Here is a 16646-nt window from a genome sequence, read left to right as displayed (position 1 = left end):
ATATCCCGTGGCCGCACCCGGAGCCGTCCGACGACCCTGGTCGGTGCCACCCCCGTCGCGTACGGTGAAGTCACACAGCGCTACGCACCCCACGCCCCCCTTTAAGGAGACCCTGGTGCCCGTCCTCCCTGGAGCCGAGCCGTTCCGCCACGAGGGCGGAAAGGTCGGCGTCCTCCTCTGCCACGGCTTCACCGGTTCCCCCCAGTCGATGCGGCCCTGGGCCGACCATCTGGCCTCGCAGGGACTGACGGTGTCGCTGCCCCTGCTCCCCGGGCACGGGACGCGCTGGCAGGACATGCAGCTCACCGGCTGGCAGGACTGGTACGCCGAGGTGGACCGCGCGCTGCGGGAGCTCCTCGACAGCTGCGATCAGGTGTTCGTCTTCGGGCTGTCGATGGGCGGCGCGCTGACGCTGCGACTGGCGGCGAAGCACGGGGACAGCATCAGCGGGATCGTCCTCGTCAACCCCGTCAACAAGATCCACGACCCGCTGGCCGTGGCCCTGCCGGTGGTCAAGCACTTCATCCGGTCGACCCCGGGCATCGCGAGCGACATCGCCAAGCCGGGCGCGGACGAGGTCGGCTACGACCGGGTCCCGACCCGGGCCGCGCACTCGCTGCGGAAGTTCCTGCAGATGCTGGACACCGAACTGCCGCAGGTCACGCAGCCGCTGCTGCTGCTGCACAGCCCGCAGGACCACGTGGTGCGGCCGACGGACTCGACGCGGATCCTGGCGCGGGTGTCCTCCACGGACGTCACCGAAACGCTGCTGGAACAGAGTTACCACGTCGCGACGTTGGACCATGACGCGGAGAAGATCTTCGCGGACAGCTACGCGTTCGTCGGAAGGCTGTCGGAGAGCTTGGGCAGGGAGGGGGCGGCCAGCGGTGGCTGAGCACGAGGAGTCCTCCGGGGGTGTCCCCCCGCTGGACGAGGAAGCTGCGTGGGCGGCGATCGTCGCCGGCTACGGACAGGAGCCGGCGGATCCGCCCGGCGCGAGACCGTTCCGGCCGATCGAGAACCTCCTCCTGCCGGAGGAGGACGTGAAACCGGCGGCCGGCCCGGTGCCCCCGGCCGACCCGGCTTCCCCGGCGAACCCGGCCTCCCCGGAACCGCCGTCGGCGGCCCTGGGCAGCTCCGTGGTGTTCGCCCCGGGCGTGGGCGGCGCGATCGGTCCGGGTCCCCGGGACCACTCCCTGGCCGAGCCGGACGACTCCCCGGAGGCCGCGAAGGACGAGGGGCACTTCGTGCCCCCGGAGCCGGAGCTGCCGGAGGCGGACGCGACGTCGAAGTTCGCCTGGCTGGCGGTGGTGGGCGGACCGGTCCTGCTGCTCCTGGCGGTGCTGCTCCAGTGGGAGATGACCTGGTGGCTGACGACGCTGGGCGTCGGCGGCTTCCTGGGCGGCTTCGCGACGCTGGTCGCGCGGATGTCCACGGACGAGGACGAGAACGACGACCCGGGCCGCGGCGCGGTGGTCTGACCTTTTGACGCGGAGCTCGCACCACTCGGCCCTTGCGGGTCTCCTGGGCTTCGCCCCGCTGCGCCGGACTCCGTCCGGCGGTGGGCGGTCGGGGCTGCTGCCCCTGCCGCCTGACGCGGGTCCCGGTGGGCGGGTGCGGCTGGGTCAGCCCTGCGGGGCTGAGTCCCCTACCCGCCCTTCCACCGTTCCCCGGGCACTGCCCGGACCCCCTGGGGCTCCGCCCCAGACCCCGCGCCTCAAACGCCGGCGAGGCTGGAGATGGCCGACACCGGCGAAAATCCAGCCCCTCCGGCGTTTGAGGAGCGGGGGTCCGGGGGCCGGCCCCCGGGAACGGCGCCGCACGAGGGAGCGGGTCCGGGCGGAGCCCGGGGAACGGGCGAAGGGCGGGTAGGGGACCCCGCCCCGCAGGGCCGACCCACCCGCACCCGCCCACCAGGCCCCACGCCGGGACGGCAGTGGCGGGCACGCCGGCCGACCACCGCCGGACGGAGTCCGGCGCTGCGGCGCGAAGCCGGTACGGCCCGCCAGGGCCGCACCGTGCGAGGGGCGCGTTAGGAAGGCGCGGGCAGTCGGAGGGTGGCCAGGACCGGGAGGTGGTCCGTGGCTCGGGTGAGGTCCTCCGGGGTGACTCCGGGCAGGGTGGAGGGGACGCCGCAGGCGAGGACCTGCACCCCCGCGCTGGCGAAGACGGCATCGATCCGCCGCGGCGGCGCCGACCGCACCCACGTGTGCTCCCCACCCCACGGCGCCACCGCCCGGCAGTCCTGCAGGGCCCCCGCCAGCCGGCGGAAGGCGGGCCCGGACGGGCCCTCGTTGATGTCCCCCGCCGCGATCGCGTACGGCACGTCCATCCCCGCGAGCCGCTCCAGCAGCAGCTCCGACTGGGCCAGCCGCTCGGGCCCGTCCAGCGACAGGTGCGTGCTCAGCACCCCCACCCGGACCCCGCCCAGCCGTACGACGGCCGTGGCGAAACCCCGCCGGTGGCGGCCCGGCGTCAACGGCAGCAGTATGTCCTCGGTCCGCTCCACGAAGGCCCGTAGGGAACACAGGAGCAGCGGCCCCGCCGCCGTGGCGCCGCCCGACAGGACCACCAGGTCGCACTTCGAGGCGAGCCGCGCCGCGTGCTTGCGCCACCGGAAGAACCTCGGCGCCTCCTGGACGCACACCAGGTCGGGCGCGCACGCGCGGATCACCCTGGCCAGTGCGTCCTCGTCGTCGCGCAGCGAGCGGACGTTGTAGGAGAGCACCCGGATCACGGCGGAACCATCGGCTTCGGTGCGGGAGTTCGGCAGCTCGGTGAGGTCCATACCCCGCAACATAACGAGACTGCCCGCCGCACCCCAGAGGGCGCGGCGGGCAGTCCGTCGCTACGGGTTGTCGCAGGGCGGCGGGCCTCAGCCCTGGCGGGCCAGGTCCGCCGCTCCGACCAGACCGGCCTTGCCGCCCAGCTGGGCGGCGAGCACCTGCGCGTGCGGACGCCACGCGCCGCCGATCAGCCAGCGCTTGAAGGACTTGCGGATCGGGTCGAGGACCAGGTCTCCCTCGTCCGAGACGCCGCCGCCGACGATGAACGCCGAGGGGTCGAAGAGCGAGGCCAGGTCCGCGAGGCCGGCGCCTGCCCAGCGGGCCAGCTCGCGGAAGGAGTCGATGGCCACCAGGTCGCCGGCGCGGGCCGCCTCGCTGATGTGCTTGCCCTCGATGCCGTCGGGGGTGCCGTCGCCGAGCGCGAGGAGGGCCTTCGCGTTCTCGGGGGTGGCGTTGGCGCGCTGCTTCGCGTAGCGGACGAGCGCGCGCCCGGAGGCGTACTGCTCCCAGCAGCCCTGGCTGCCGCAGCCGCACAGCAGGCCGTCGGGGACGACGCGGATGTGGCCGAACTCGGCGGCCACGCCGAAGCGTCCGCGCCGGAGCTTGTTGCCGATGATGATGCCGCCGCCCAGGCCCGTGCCGAGCGTGATGCAGATGACGTCCTCGTGGCCCTGGCCGGCGCCGAAGCGGTACTCGCCCCAGGCGGCGCAGTTGGCGTCGTTCTCGACGACCACGGGCAGGCCGATGCGCTGCTCGACCTTGTCCTTGAGCGGCTCGTGCCGCCAGTTGATGTTCGGCGCGAAGAGCACCGTCGCACGCTTGTCGTCGACGTATCCGGCGGCGCCGATGCCGACCGCGTCGATGGTGTGGCTGGCGCTGACCTCGGAGACGGCGGCGCAGATCGCGTCCGTCACTCCGTCCGGGGTCGGCGGCGTGGGCACCTTGTACGTCTCAAGGATGGTGCCGTCTTCGTCGACCACGCCGGCCGCGATCTTCGTGCCGCCGATGTCGACGCCGATGGTGAGTCCCATTAGTCCCTCGGTTTCCGGTCAAACCCCGCCGCTGTCAACCGTACCCGAGGGAGGCGGGGGTTCAGTCGAGATCGATCCGCTCGGTCGGGCCGTCGTCGCCCTCGTCACGGGGGTCCTTCGCGTTCCCGGCGGCGCTTTCGGGCGTCCCGGCCGTCCCGGCGTTCCCGCTGCCCCAGCCCGGGGTCCGCTCGTCGCGCGTCCAGCGGCGCTCGTGGCCCTCGACGGCGGAGCGGTAGGCGGCGAGCAGCTCCGAGCCCGCCGCCGCGAGGTGGTCGAATACCTCGGGATTGCGCTCGACCACGGGTTTGGCGGCGGTCTTCGCCTGGTTGACGAACTGCCGTACGGCCCCCTGCGCGGCGACGCCGAACAGCGGGTTGTTCAGCGCGGAGACCTTGTCGGCGACGGCCTCGAAGAGCTTGAACAGCTCCTCGGCGGCGGTCCCGGTGCCGGCGCCCGCGGAGGCGCCCTGCTCGGACCTGCGGCGCTCCCGCTCGGCGGCGAGGTCCTCGGCGCAGGCCTCGGCCCAGGCGTCGTCCCCGGAGGAGGGATCGGTGGGACGGTCGGTGGCCTCGCTCATGGCGGACTCTCCTGCGGCGGCGGCTGGGCGTGCGGTACGGACTCCTGCTCCCTCCGACGTTACCCGAACGGCGGTACGCCCCCCAGGCCGCCGGTGCCGCCGGTGCCGCCGGCTACGCCTTCTCGGCGCTCCGGGGCCACAGGCCCGGGTCCGGGGTGAAGCGGATGCGGAGCTCGTCGTCGGCGAGGGCGGCGCCGGAGACGGTGCAGCGGCGCAGCGCCGCCGGCAGCGGAACGATCCTGCGGTACGGACCCACCGTGAGCAGCAGCTCGTCCCCGCGCCGCACCAGCCCGAGCTCGCGCTTCTCCGCGCGGGGCAGCGGGACCCGCCAGAGCAGCACCCCGTCCTCGGCGATCCGGTCCTCCACGGTCCAGGCGGGGCGGGGCGCGATCGCCGGGGCCGGGGCGGGGGCCAGCTCCGCCAGGTCCTCGGGACCGTGCGGGTCCCGGCCCAGGTGGGGTACGGGGAGCACCGGGAGGCTCTCGTCCCCGGCCCACTGGGCGGCGTACTTCTCCTGCTGGGCGGCGAGTCCCGCCAGCCACGGGTCGGTGGATCCGGCGGGCAGCATCCGGTTGGCGACGAGCGCGGAGACGGGCAGCCGGTACAGGGCGAGCCCGAGCCCGCCCAGGCGCAGCGCGGCGTCGGCGGCGGGTCCCGGCTCGGCGACGAGCCGTACGGAGGTGGTGGGGGCCTCCAGGAGGTCCTGCACGGCCGCCAGGTCCTCGTCCCAGCGGGCGGCGGCCTCGTACAGCCACTGCGCGGGCATGGGGACACCGGCGAGCTGGGCCAGTACGGGGCGCAGGGCGCGGGCCGCCTGGCGCTCCGCGGGGAGCAGCCGGGCGAGGTAGCGGCGGAGCTGGGCGGGGAGGGCGAGGGTGGTGATGGCCTGGTGCAGCGGAGGCATGTCGACCACCACGAGGTCGGTGCCGGGCTCGGCCGCGGCCCGGCGCAGGGCGCGGAGCAGGGCGAACTGCTCGGCGCCGGGCAGCTCGGTGATCTCGTCGGTGTGCAGGGGGCGTGCGCCGAGCATCCCGAGCACCGCGGAGCCGCGCTCCTGGAGCGCGACGAGCTCGTGGCGGAACTCCTCGCCGGAGTCGACGCGGGTCACGCGGAGCGTGCCGTGCGGGGTGATCGGCGGGTCGCCCTGGTCGGCGGTGACGAGGACCACCCGGTGCCCTTGCCGTGCGGCGGCCAGCGCGGTGGCTGCTGCGACGGTGCTTCTGCCGGCGCCGCCGGGGCCGGTGACGAGAAGGGTGTGCATGCTGCTCCTAGCTCCGCGTGGCCGGGGATGACGGCCCCTGCCAGCCTCCCACGCCCCCGAACCCCACCCGCTGCGCGGGGCTGGGTCCCCTACCCGCCCTTCCACCGTTCCCCGGGCGCTGCCCGGACCCGCGCCTCAAACGCCGGCGGGGCTGAGTGGGGTGCCCCGGGCGCTGCCCGGACCCGGAAGGACCCTGGGGCTCCGCCCCAGACCCCGCGCCTCAAACGCCGGCGAGGCTGGATGTACCCAGCCCCTCCGGCGTTTGAGGAGCGGGGGCCCGGGGGCTGGCCCCCGGCAGCAGCGCCGCACCCGGCTACGGGTCCGGGGCGCAGCCCCGGGGAACGGTCGAAGGGCGGGTAGGGGACCAAGCCCCGCAGGGCCAACCAAGCCGCACCCGCCCACCGGCCCCCACGCCAGACGGCAGTGGCACCGCCACCGACCCGCCAACGCCGGACGGAGTCCGGCTCAGCGATGCGAAGCCGGTAAGGCCCGCCAGGGCCGCACCGCGCGAGCGGCGCGTCAAGAAGGGGTGCGGCGCGTTACAAACGCTTGCCGGGGCGGCTTTCCACGCGCTTCTTCAGGCCCGCCAGTGCGCGGTCGATGATGACCTTCTCCGCCTTGCGCTTGATCATGCCGAGCATCGGGATCTTGACGTCCACCGTCAGGGAGTAAGTGACCTCGGTGCGCGCACCGCCCGCGACCGGCGCCAGCTGGTAGGACCCGTCGAGCTGCCTCAGCATCTGGGACTTGTCCAGCGTCCAGCTGACCGTGTTCTCGGCCGGCCAGGTGTAGGCCAGCGTGTGGTCGTCCTTGATCGCGCCCGCGTCCAGCAGCAGCCGGACGAGAGAGGCCCGGCCGGCGTCGTCCTTCGCCAGTACCTCGGCCTCCTTCACCTCGCCGGTCCATTCCGGGTAGCGGGCGAAGTCGGCGATCACGGCCATGACGTCGGCCGGGGCCGCCTCGATCGTGATGCTCGAGCTGGTGTGTTCCGCCATCGCGGTCGCTCCTCCGGGGGGAGTTCGAGGAAGTGTGCGGACGGCCCTGGGGCCGCCGCGTGAAGGCTATCGCGCGTCATGACCTCACCACTCCAGGGCCCACGGCCTTCCGGTGGCGGCGAAGTGCCCGACGTTCACGCACTCGGTGGCGCCGATCCGCATCCTGCGGGCGAGCGGCTGGTGGACGTGGCCGAAGAGCGCGTACCGGGGCCGGACCCGGCGGATCGCGGCGAGCAGCGCCCCGCTCCCCCGCTCGAAGCGCCGGGCCACCGTGTCGTAGCAGAGCTCGGGCACCTCCGGCGGGATGTGCGAGCACAGCACGTCGACCTCGCCCAGCGCCTCCACCTTGGCCGCGTACTCCTCCTCGGGCACCTCGTAGGGCGTGCGCATCGGCGAGGGCAGGCCGCCGCCGACGAAGCCGAAGACCCGGCCCCCGATCTCGACCCGCTGCCCGTCGAGCACGGTGAGTCCGGGGCCGGCGTACTCGGACCAGAGCCCGGGGATGTCGACATTGCCGTACGTGGCGTACGTGGGCCGGGGGAAGGCGGCGAACATCTCGGCGTACTGGCGCCGGACGGCGCCCTCGACGAGCCGTTCCCGGTCCAGCCCGGCCCACAGTCCGCGGGCGAACTCCCGGGCCTCCTCGAAACGGCGCGCGGTGCGCAGTTCGACGATGTGGTCGGCGTTCTCGACGCCGAAGAGGTCGGGGAAGATGCCGCGCGAGTGGTCGGCGTAGTCGAGGAACAGGACGAGGTCGCCCAGGCAGATCAGCGCGTCGGCGCCTTCCCCGGCCCGTGCCAGGGCCTCGGTGTTGCCGTGGACGTCGCTGACCACATGGATCCGTGTCCGGTTCTTAGTGCCACCCATAGAGCCACCCATGCGGCCACCCTAGGCGGGCCGGGCCACCGCGGGGAGGGAATCGGCTCAGGCGGCCGGACCTGCGGTTACTTCCGAGTCGCAAAGCGGGTCGACTAATGTCGGCAGGACACGGCCGCGACATGTGACGCAGGGAACATCTGGCCGGTTCCCTCTATCCGGAACCGCCTACCGGTGGGTAACGTCGCGTCGGTCCACATGGTGGCGATGGCGCCCAGAGGAGCAGCAGTCTTGCGCGAGTTCAGCCTTCCGGCCCTGTACGAGGTCCCGTCGGACGGGAACCTGACGGATCTCATCCGCCGCAACGCCGCTCAGCATCCCGACACCGCCGTCATGGCCCGCAAGGTCGCCGGCGCGTGGCAGGACGTCACCGCGACCCAGTTCCTCGCCGAGGTCCGCGCCGCGGCGAAGGGCCTGATCGCGGCCGGCATCAAGCCCGGCGACCGGGTCGCCCTGATCTCCCGCACCCGCTACGAGTGGGTGCTGATCGACTTCGCGATCTGGAGCGCGGGCGCCGTCACGGTCCCCGTGTACGAGACCAGCTCCCCCGAGCAGATCCAGTGGATCCTCGGCGACTCCGGCGCCGTCGCGGTCGTCGTGGAGTCCCCCGGGCACGCCGCGGCCGTGACCGCCCTGCGCGACCGGCTGCCGGAGCTGCGCGAGGTCTGGGAGATCGAGCAGGGCGCCCTGGAGACGCTGAACGCGGCCGGCGCCGAGATCTCCGACGCCGTGCTCGACGAGCGCAGCGCGCTCGCGGGCGCCGACGACCCGGCCACCATCGTCTACACCTCCGGCACCACCGGCCGCCCCAAGGGCTGCGTGCTGACCCACCGCAGCTTCTTCGCCGAGTGCGGGAACATCGTGGCCCGGCTGCGTCCGCTGTTCCGGACCGGCGAGTGCTCCGTGCTGCTCTTCCTGCCGGCCGCGCACGTGTTCGGCCGCCTGGTGGAGGTGGCGGCCGTGCTGGCGCCGATCCGGCTGGGCTGCGTACCGGACATCAAGAACCTCACCGACGAGCTGCAGTCCTTCCGGCCCACGCTGATCCTCGGCGTCCCGCGCGTCTTCGAGAAGGTCTACAACTCGGCCCGCGCCAAGGCCCAGGCCGACGGCAAGGGCAAGATCTTCGACGCGGCGGCCGAGACGGCGATCGCGTACAGCCGGGCGCTGGACCTGCCGGGCGGGCCGTCCCTCAAGCTCAAGCTGAAGCACAAGCTCTTCTCGAAGCTGGTCTACAGCAAGCTCCACACGGTCCTCGGCGGGCGCGGCGAGTACGCGATCTCCGGCGGCGCCCCGCTGGGCGAGCGGCTCGGCCACTTCTTCCGCGGCATCGGCTTCACGGTGCTGGAGGGCTACGGACTGACCGAGTCCTGTGCGGCCACGGCCTTCAACCCGTGGGACAAGACGAAGATCGGTACGGTCGGCCAGCCGCTCCCGGGCTCCGTGGTGCGCATCGCCGACGACGGCGAGGTGCTCCTGCACGGCGAGCACATCTTCAAGGAGTACTGGAACAACCCGACGGCCACCGCCGACGCGCTGACCGACGGCTGGTTCCACACCGGCGACGTCGGCACGCTCGACGAGGACGGCTACCTGGCCATCACCGGGCGCAAGAAGGAGCTCATCGTCACGGCGGGCGGCAAGAACGTCGCCCCTGCGGTGATCGAGGACCGGATCCGGGCGCACGCGCTGGTCGCGGAGTGCATGGTGGTCGGCGACGCGCGGCCGTTCGTGGCCGCGCTGGTCACCATCGACGAGGAGTTCCTCGGCCGGTGGGCCGCGGAGCACGGCAAGCCGGCCGGTGTGACGGCGGCCCAGCTGCGCGAGGACGCGGACCTCATCGCCGCCGTCCAGAAGGCCGTGGACGACGGCAACGCGGCGGTTTCCAAGGCGGAATCGGTGCGTAAATTCCGCATTCTGCCCTCCCAGTTCACGGAGGAGTCCGGGCACATCACGCCTTCGCTGAAGCTGAAGCGGAATGTGGTGGCGAAGGACTTCGCGGACGAGATCGAAGCCCTCTACCGGGGCTAGTGCGGGCCTTCCCGGGCTAGCGCGGGTCCTCGGCGAGGACCCGCGCCATGTTCCGCTCCGCGAGCGCGGTGACGGTCACGAAGGGGTTCACGCCGAGCGATCCGGGGATCAGCGAGCTGTCGGTGACGTAGAGGCCCTGGTAGCCCTTGACGCGGCCGAAGTCGTCGGTCGCGTCCCCGAGGACGCAGCCGCCCAGCGGGTGGTAGGTGAAGTTGTCGGCGAAGTTCTTGTTGTCGCCGAAGAGGTCGTAGCGGTAGATGGTGAAGTTGGCCCGGTTGATCCGGTCGAACAGGCGCTTGGCGGCCTGCACGGACGGGGTGTTCTGGTCCCGGGTCCACTGGAGCTTCGCCGAGTCGCTGGCGGCGTCGTAGGTGAAGTGCCCGCGCTCCGGGTTCTTGGTGATGGCCAGGTACATCGAGATCCAGTGCTCGAACCCCATCGGGAGCGGGGCGATCTCGGCGAAGACCGGGTTCGAGGCGTTGTCCCAGTCGTCGATGCCGAGGGCGGGCATGGTGGCCTGGTTGGCGCCGACCGTGTCCCACAGGTGGTTGGCGCGGGCGGTCATGACGTTGCCGTTGTGGCCCCAGCCGAGGCCCACCTTGTCGTTCAGGGCGGGCAGGGTGCCGGTCTCGCGGGCGCGCAGCAGGATCTCGGTGGTACCGAGGCTGCCGGCGCCGAGGAAGAGCTGCTTGCAGCCCAGTTCGCGGACCTGGGTGACGCGGCCGGTGAGGTCACTGGTCTGGACGGTCAGGACGTAGCCGCCGGCCGGGTCCTGCCGCACGCCGACCACGCGCTGCATGGTCTCGATGGTGACGTTCCCCGTGCCCAGGGCGGCGGCGAGGTAGGTCTTGTCCACGCTCTTCTTGCCGTGGTTGTTGCCGTAGATGACCTCGCCTGCGAGGGCCGATCTGGTGGCGGTGCCGGCGGCCTCGCGCTTCATGTACTCGAAGTCGTAGACGTTGGGGACGAAGGTGGTCCTCAGCCCGGTCTTCTGGGCGTGCTTGCGGGAGATCCGGGCGAAGCGGTACCACTCGGTGGACTCGAACCAGGCCGGGTCGATGTCGTTGACCCCGAGCATGGCGCGGGCCCGGGGGTAGTAGGTGCCGTACATCTCGTCGGCGTCCACCCGGGGCATGACCTCGGTGAAGTACGAGCGCTTCGGCGTGGGCGCCATACCGCCGTTGACCAGGGAGCCGCCGCCGACGCCGCGGCCCACGTACACCGACATGTCCCCGTAGTTCACCCGGTCCAGGACGCCGGGGTACGGGCTGATGTTGCGGTTGACCACGTCCAGCCAGAGGAACTGGGCGAGCGGGGCCTCGGTGCGGTTGCGGAACCACATCGAGCGCTGGTCGGGGGCGGAGGTGGCGGGGAAGACCTTCCCGTCGGCGCCCGGGGTGTCCCAGAGCCGGCCCATCTCCAGGACGACGGTCCGCACGCCGGCCTGCCCGAGGCGGAGCGCGGCGACGGCGGATCCGTAGCCGGAGCCGACGACGATGGCCGGGGCGTACGCGGCGGCCGCGGGCTCGGCGGCCGCCGCGGACTGCAGGCCGATCCGGGTGAAGCCGAGGGCCGCCGCGGTCTGCAGGGCGCCGAGACCGAGAACATGACGACGTGTCAGGTTTGGTGTCATGGCCGCATCATGAGCGGATTCCGCCCAACCGGCCATAACCCGCACTGACACGCTTCTGAGTAACAGTCAGACATGGCTCGACCGTAGGCGGACCCCGCCGCGGCCCGGGCGGTTTGATCAACTCTGCCCGCGATCGGCCGTTGGGCGCGATAATCCCCCCTCCGTACGGAAAGGGGACCCGGCGGCGGGGGTCACGGCGGGGTACTACAGCAGCTCGCGCAGGCGCTCCGCCAGCAGGTCCCAGCGCCACTTCTCCTCGACCCAGGCACGGCCGCGCTCGCCCATGCGCGCGCGCAGGGCCGGGTCCCGGAGCAGGGCGACGACACGGTCCGCGGTCTCGGCCGGGGCCCCGCCGCGGACCACCCAGCCCGTCTCCCCGTCCAGTACGGCGTCCGGAGCGCCTCCGGAGTCGCCGGCGATCACCGGCAGGCCGGTGGCGGAGGCCTCCAGGTAGACGATGCCCAGGCCCTCCACGTCGAGCCCGCCGCGCCGGGTCCGGCAGGGCATCGCGAAGACGTCCCCCGCCCCGTAGTGGGCGGGCAGTTCGGACCACGGGACCGCTCCCGTGAACACCACGGACTCCGCGACCCCGGTCGAGACGGCCAGGGCCCGCAGGTCGGCCTCGTAGGGGCCGCCGCCCACGATCAGCAGGACGGCGTCCGGCAGGGCCGCCAGGATCCGGGGCATCGCCTCGATCAGCGTGTCCTGGCCCTTGCGGGGAACGAGCCGGGAGACGCAGACGACCACCGGCCGGTCCGTCAGACCCAGCCGCGCCCGGACCTCGGCACCGCCCGACCCCGGGTGGAAGGTCTTCTCGTCCACCCCCGGCGGGAGCTGCGTCATGCGCACCGCCGCGCGGTCCGTCAGGGCCGGGGCGATCCGCGAACGGGTGTACTCCCCCAGGTAGGTCAGGGTGTCCGTGCCCTCGCCGATGCGCCGCAGCAGTTGGCGCGCGACCGGCAGCTGCGCCCAGCCCGCCTCGTGCCCGTGCGTGGTCGCCACGATCCGGCGGGCGCCCGCCCGGCGCAGGGCGGGGCCCATCAGGCCCAGCGGGGCCGCCGCGCCGAACCACACCGACGAGCAGCCGTGTTCGCGCAGCAGGCCCACGGCCCGGCGGGTGACCCGGGGGGTCGGCAGCAGCATCGTCGTACGGTCGCGGACCACCTGGAAGGGCTGCTCCGCGTCGAAGGCGGCGGTGGCTTCCCGGCCCTCCGCGGAGTGCTTCCAGGTGGAGGCGTAGACCACGACCCGGTCGGGGTCCAGTCGCAGCGCCATGTTGTGCAGGAAGGCCTGGATGCCCCCCGGCCGCGGCGGGAAGTCGTTGGTCACGATCAGCGTCTTGTCCATCGCCTGCCGACCCTACCGGAGGTCACGGCGGCTCCCCGCGGCCCCGAGGCCCCGGCGGTGCGGAGCCCCCTGCGGGGGGGCGTGCGGGTGCGCAGCCTGCGGAACGGGCGTACGGGCCGCGCGGGCCGGACCGTCGGAGCCGGGGCTGCGCCCAAGGCCCCTGGGGCTCCGCCCCAGACCCCGCGCCTCAAACGCCGGCGGGGCTGAAATTGCCCTGCGGGCAATCCAGCCCGCAGCGCCATCCGTGGCGCAACGTGCAGCCTGCGCCGGCCAGAATCCAGCCCCTCCGGCGCTTGAGGAGCGGGGGTCCGGGGGCTGGTCCCCGGCGACGGCGCCGCACCCTGTGACCGCGGCGCGGGCTAGCGGAACTGCCGGGTCAGTTCCTGTTGCCAGGCACGGGTCAGGGCGGCGGGATCCGTCCCGAGGGCCTCCGTGAGCGCCGTCGGGAGGGACTCCCGGCCGGACTTCTCGTACAGGGAGACCAGTGCCGCGTCCCCCCACCGGCGGGCGATGAGCCGGCAGGCCAGCCAGGAGCCCTCGTAGGCCCGCGCCAGCGCGTCCGCGTCCCCGCCGAAGGCGAAGGCACCGGCCTCGGGGAGCGCCCCCGGCAGATCGCCCTGCCGCACCGCGCGGGCGAGGGCCGGCGCGACCTCGGCCGGGCCCCGGTCGCTGTCGCGGTACGCGGCCCAGTCCGCGAAGCCCTCGGAGAGCCAGAGCGGGGTCCGGGACGTGGTCGCCGCCCGGGTCGCCACGTGGGTGGTCTCGTGGGTCAGGATCACCTGGCGGCCCTCCGCCGTGAGCTGCCCGTACCCCTCCGGGTTCACCACGACCCGGTCGGCGGGCGCCGGTCCCGCCCCGGTCCGCCCGGTGGTGACGGCGCCCAGGCCCCGGTACTCGTCCGCGGGCCGCCCCAGCAGCGCCGCCATCGCGTCCAGCGAGCCCGGCACCAGCACCACCACGCGCCCCGCCCACGGCCGCGGCCAGGCCGCGCTCGCCGCGGGCACCGCCCTGTCGGCCTCGGCGGCGATCGCGGAGAGGGAGCCGGAGCTCTGGCCGGCGCCGCCGAGCACCAGGGCGTGCGCCCCGCGCTCCACGGACACCGGGCCCTGGTCCCACAGCTGGGGCAGGGCTCCGGGGGCGGGCCGGTCGGCGGTCACCGTCCAGGCGCCGCCGTCGCGGGCGAGCTCCACCTCGCGGGCGGAGCCGGCCGGGGCGGCGTCGTAGCCGGTGAGCCGGTAGCGCAGCTCGGCGCGCGCGAAGGCCCGTACGCCTTCCACCCGGACCGTGGAGACCTCGTACGACCATCCCTCCAGCGGGATCGCCGCGAGGGCCGCGGGCGGGGCCGCCGACCAGGCGGCGACGGCCCGCCGGACCTCCCGCTCGGCGGGGTCCGCCGAAGCCGAGGGGGCCCCGGACCCGGAACCGGAAGGAGAACCGGAACCGGAGCCGCATCCGGCGAGCGGTACGCAGAGCAGCAGCAGGCAGAGCAGCACCAGCGGCAGTGCGCGGCGACGCGGCGGACGGCGAGGTGTACGGCCCAGGACCGGGAGCATCACCCGATCGTACGCAGCACAGCTCTCAGGGCCGGGTCACCGAGGAGACCGGCATCATCCCGACCGGGTCGTACCGCACCCGGGCCCCCGGGTACGGGGCGTGCACCACCTGGCCGTTGCCGACGTACATGCCGACGTGGCTGGCGTCCGAGCGGTAGGTCACCAGGTCCCCCGGGCGCGCCTCCGACAGCGGGACCCGGCGCCCGGCGTGCCGCTGCGCCTGTGAGGTGCGCGGCAGGGCGACGCCCGCCTGCCGGTACGACCACACCATCAGTCCGGAGCAGTCGAAGCCGGAGGGGCCGGTGGATCCCCATACGTAGGGCCGTCCCACGGCGGACCGGGCCGCCATCACGGCGGTCATGGCGCGCCCGGAGGAGGGTCCGGAGGCCGCGGGGTCGGGGAGTTCGGGCAGGGCGTCGGGGCGGCCGCCGGAGCGCGAGGCCCGGTCGAAGTCGGCGCGCTCCTGCGAGGGCATCGCGTTCAGCAGCCGGCGGGCGGCGGCCAGCTTGGCGGTGACGGCGCGCTTCTCCTTCGCCACGTCGGCGCGCAGGGCGTCGAGTTCGGCGAGCTTGCGGGAGGCCTCCTGGCGTTCCTGGCCGAGGCGGCGCTGCTCGGAGCGCAGTTCGTCGAGCTGGCGGGCCTGCCGGCCGGACAGCCGGTCGAGGGCGGCGGCCTTGGCGAGGTAGTCGTCCGGGTCGTCGGAGAGCATCAGCTCGACGGCGGGGTCGATGCCGCCGGCCCGGTACTGGGCTCCGGCGTAGGCGCCGAGCACCCCGCGCATGGTGTTGATGCGGTCCTGTCCGCGGGCCACCGCGTCCTGGACCCGGGCGACTTCGGTGCGGAGCCGGCCGGCTCGCTCGCCCGCCTGGTTGAAGCGTTCGGTGGCCTGTTCGGCCTCTTCGAAGAGCCGGTCGACCTGGGCGCGGGTGCCCGTGGAGGGCTCCTGCGGGAGGCCGGGGGCCGCACCGGCGGGTGCGCCCGACATGGCCACCGCTGCTCCCGCCGCGGCGGCGGTGAGGACGGTGACCTTGGTGTTCCGGTCGAGGGCGCTGGGCCCGGACCGGCGATGGGACGCCACGTGAAACCGCTCCCTCCTGCTGGGCGGGACCCGGGTCCGCCCTCCGTGGACGGCCGTGTGCCGGGGTTCCGCGCTGGCAGACAGTAGCCGCGCGGGAGGGCACCGGCCAACGACCTCCGGAGGGCACGCACAGTGACGCCCCGTCGGAGACGCAGGTCACCGGCGGGGCGTGTGGTCAGAGCGGGGCCTCGGAATTCGCCCGGATGGGCGGTGTACGGCGCGTCCGGGCGGGCCCGTGGAGGGCGCGGGCGTCAGCCGCCGATGCGGACTCCGAACTGGAACGGCATGTTGTTGATCGATTCGTACTTGACGCCGCCGCGCGGGTTCGAGGCGTGCAGCACCATGTTGCCGCCCGCGTACAGGCCGACGTGGTGGATGTCGCCGTAGAAGAACACCAGGTCGCCCGGCTGGAGCTGGCTCTTGCCGATCCGGGTGCCGTCGTTGGCCTGCGTGTAGGTGGTGCGGGATATCGACACGTTGGCCTGCTTGTACGCCCACTGGGTCAGACCCGAGCAGTCGAACGAGTTGGGGCCTTCGTGACCGGATATGTACGCGCTGCCGATCTTGGTCTGGGCGGCCGCGAGGGCGGCGCCGGCCCGGCCGGAGGGCTTCACGCTGCCGAGGTCGGGGGCGCGCCCGTCGGCGCCTCGGCTGGCACGGGAGTCCTCTTCCTTGATCGCGGCCCGCTCCTGTGCGGTCAGCGAGTTGAGGAGCGCCTGGGCCTCGGCGAGCTTGTCCGAGGAGATCTTCTTCTTCTCGCCGAGTTCCTTGCGGGTGGCGTCGAGGTCGGTGAGCTTGCCCGCGGCCTCCTGGCGCTGCTGCGCGAGGGTGCGCTGCTTGGCCTGGATCTTCTGGACCGCTTCGACCTGCTGACCGCTCAGCTGCTCCAGGGTGGAGGCCTTGTCGAGGTAGTTGTCCGGGTCCGCCGAGAGGAAGAGCGCGAGGGACTGGTCGATGCCGCCGCTGCGGTACTGGGCGCTGGCCATCGAACCGAGCGTGCCGCGCAGGGCGTTGAGGTCCTGCTGGCCGCGGGCGACCTGGTCCTGGAGCTGACCGATCTCGGTCTCGAGCTTGTCCTGGCGCTCCTTGGCCCCGTTGAACTTCTCGGTGGCCTGCTCCGCCTCTTCGTAGAGGGCGTCGACCTTGGCCTTGACCTCGTCCTTGCTGGGCTTGGCGGGGGCGGCGTTGGCGGCCTGCCCCGAGAGGACCACGGCGGCTGCCGCGGTGACGCCGAGCACGGTGGTGCGCATGCGGGTCGGCTGCTTGGGTCGACGGTGGGACGCCACGAAGGCGAGCTCCTTCTTCCTAGAGCCGCCGAAAACGCGAGAAACAGCTCGGCGACACCTTCGCTGCCACCCCGAATGAGTGAACTACCGCACGAAGGTTTGAGCTGACCCTAGTGACCCTTCTGTGATCAGTTCAAATCCTGTCGGCAAAAAACTCGCTGTCCGACCAGGTTCTTTACCTACAGCGCACGCTCC

At 73.4% G+C, this 16646-nt stretch carries 14 protein-coding genes; 3 read left to right on the top strand and 11 right to left on the bottom strand.

Features of this window, described 5'->3' with window-relative positions; translation table 11 throughout:
• The first annotated feature begins 115 nt into the window (after window positions 1-115).
• On the top strand, window positions 116-895 hold the full coding sequence (locus OG898_RS20765) for a carboxylesterase (protein ID WP_250743716.1): 780 nt from the start codon (window positions 116-118) through the stop codon (window positions 893-895).
• The gene (locus tag OG898_RS20760) at window positions 888-1481 is read left to right on the top strand and encodes a hypothetical protein (protein WP_266958578.1); all 594 of its coding nucleotides are present in this window, start codon (window positions 888-890) and stop codon (window positions 1479-1481) included. The genes OG898_RS20765 and OG898_RS20760 overlap by 8 nt, the downstream gene beginning before the upstream one ends.
• A gap of 551 nt (window positions 1482-2032) precedes the next feature.
• On the opposite strand, the gene OG898_RS20755 is transcribed toward OG898_RS20760, so the two are convergent.
• The 6 genes from OG898_RS20755 to OG898_RS20730 all read right to left on the bottom strand — a co-directional run bounded on the left by OG898_RS20755 (window position 2033) and on the right by OG898_RS20730 (window position 7517).
• A complete protein-coding gene (locus OG898_RS20755) occupies window positions 2033-2788 on the bottom strand; it encodes an endonuclease/exonuclease/phosphatase family protein (RefSeq protein ID WP_250743713.1) in 756 nt (251 codons plus the stop codon).
• An 87-nt stretch (window positions 2789-2875) separates the two neighbouring features.
• Entirely contained in the window at window positions 2876-3817 is a 942-nt protein-coding gene (locus OG898_RS20750) for an ROK family glucokinase (protein ID WP_250743712.1), read from the bottom strand.
• Between the two features lie 61 nt (window positions 3818-3878).
• On the bottom strand, window positions 3879-4394 hold the full coding sequence (locus OG898_RS20745) for a DUF5304 domain-containing protein (protein WP_266958576.1): 516 nt from the start codon (window positions 4392-4394) through the stop codon (window positions 3879-3881).
• Between the two features lie 112 nt (window positions 4395-4506).
• A complete protein-coding gene (locus OG898_RS20740; RefSeq protein WP_250743710.1) occupies window positions 4507-5655 on the bottom strand; it encodes an ArsA family ATPase in 1149 nt (382 codons plus the stop codon).
• Window positions 5656-6194: 539 nt separating this feature from the next.
• The gene (locus OG898_RS20735) at window positions 6195-6650 is read right to left on the bottom strand and encodes an SRPBCC family protein (protein ID WP_250742490.1); all 456 of its coding nucleotides are present in this window, start codon (window positions 6648-6650) and stop codon (window positions 6195-6197) included.
• Between the two features lie 84 nt (window positions 6651-6734).
• Window positions 6735-7517: a metallophosphoesterase gene (locus tag OG898_RS20730; protein WP_250742491.1), complete on the bottom strand. Its 783-nt coding sequence runs from the start codon at window positions 7515-7517 to the stop codon at window positions 6735-6737.
• Window positions 7518-7757: 240 nt separating this feature from the next.
• Between OG898_RS20730 and OG898_RS20725 the strand changes: the two genes are divergently transcribed.
• Window positions 7758-9554: a long-chain fatty acid--CoA ligase gene (locus tag OG898_RS20725; RefSeq protein ID WP_266958573.1), complete on the top strand. Its 1797-nt coding sequence runs from the start codon at window positions 7758-7760 to the stop codon at window positions 9552-9554.
• A 16-nt stretch (window positions 9555-9570) separates the two neighbouring features.
• On the opposite strand, the gene OG898_RS20720 is transcribed toward OG898_RS20725, so the two are convergent.
• From OG898_RS20720 to OG898_RS20700, 5 genes are all read right to left on the bottom strand, one after another.
• A complete protein-coding gene (locus OG898_RS20720) occupies window positions 9571-11187 on the bottom strand; it encodes a GMC oxidoreductase (RefSeq protein WP_250742493.1) in 1617 nt (538 codons plus the stop codon).
• 204 nt (window positions 11188-11391) lie between these two features.
• On the bottom strand, window positions 11392-12534 hold the full coding sequence (locus tag OG898_RS20715; protein WP_250742494.1) for a glycosyltransferase family 4 protein: 1143 nt from the start codon (window positions 12532-12534) through the stop codon (window positions 11392-11394).
• 359 nt (window positions 12535-12893) lie between these two features.
• Window positions 12894-14087 carry a hypothetical protein gene (locus OG898_RS20710; RefSeq protein WP_266958571.1) on the bottom strand — a complete coding sequence of 398 codons (1194 nt, stop codon included), beginning with the start codon at window positions 14085-14087 and terminating at the stop codon, window positions 12894-12896.
• A 25-nt stretch (window positions 14088-14112) separates the two neighbouring features.
• Window positions 14113-15165 (bottom strand): C40 family peptidase, encoded by a 1053-nt coding sequence (locus OG898_RS20705; protein ID WP_250742496.1) that lies wholly within the window; start codon window positions 15163-15165, stop codon window positions 14113-14115.
• A 251-nt stretch (window positions 15166-15416) separates the two neighbouring features.
• Complete coding sequence (locus tag OG898_RS20700; protein ID WP_266958569.1) at window positions 15417-16451, bottom strand: C40 family peptidase; 1035 nt, start codon at window positions 16449-16451, stop codon at window positions 15417-15419.
• Window positions 16452-16646: the final 195 nt, after the last annotated feature.

It is taken from the genome of Streptomyces sp. NBC_00193 (genome assembly GCF_026342735.1).
Lineage (GTDB): Bacteria > Actinomycetota > Actinomycetes > Streptomycetales > Streptomycetaceae > Streptomyces > Streptomyces stoeckheimensis.
This window is presented reverse-complemented; position numbering and strand designations above follow the sequence as displayed.

Bases quoted from the DNA above. Each gene is read 5' to 3' on its own strand.
- OG898_RS20715 (WP_250742494.1), bottom strand. From the start codon at position 12,534: ATGGACAAGACGCTGATCGTGACCAACGACTTCCCGCCGCGGCCGGGG.
- OG898_RS20755 (WP_250743713.1), bottom strand. From the start codon at position 2,788: ATGGACCTCACCGAGCTGCCGAACTCCCGCACCGAAGCCGATGGTTCC.
- OG898_RS20750 (WP_250743712.1), bottom strand. From the start codon at position 3,817: ATGGGACTCACCATCGGCGTCGACATCGGCGGCACGAAGATCGCGGCC.
- OG898_RS20740 (WP_250743710.1), bottom strand. From the start codon at position 5,655: ATGCACACCCTTCTCGTCACCGGCCCCGGCGGCGCCGGCAGAAGCACC.
- OG898_RS20710 (WP_266958571.1), bottom strand. From the start codon at position 14,087: ATGCTCCCGGTCCTGGGCCGTACACCTCGCCGTCCGCCGCGTCGCCGC.
- OG898_RS20730 (WP_250742491.1), bottom strand. From the start codon at position 7,517: ATGGGTGGCACTAAGAACCGGACACGGATCCATGTGGTCAGCGACGTC.
- OG898_RS20745 (WP_266958576.1), bottom strand. From the start codon at position 4,394: ATGAGCGAGGCCACCGACCGTCCCACCGATCCCTCCTCCGGGGACGAC.
- OG898_RS20735 (WP_250742490.1), bottom strand. From the start codon at position 6,650: ATGGCGGAACACACCAGCTCGAGCATCACGATCGAGGCGGCCCCGGCC.
- OG898_RS20720 (WP_250742493.1), bottom strand. From the start codon at position 11,187: ATGACACCAAACCTGACACGTCGTCATGTTCTCGGTCTCGGCGCCCTG.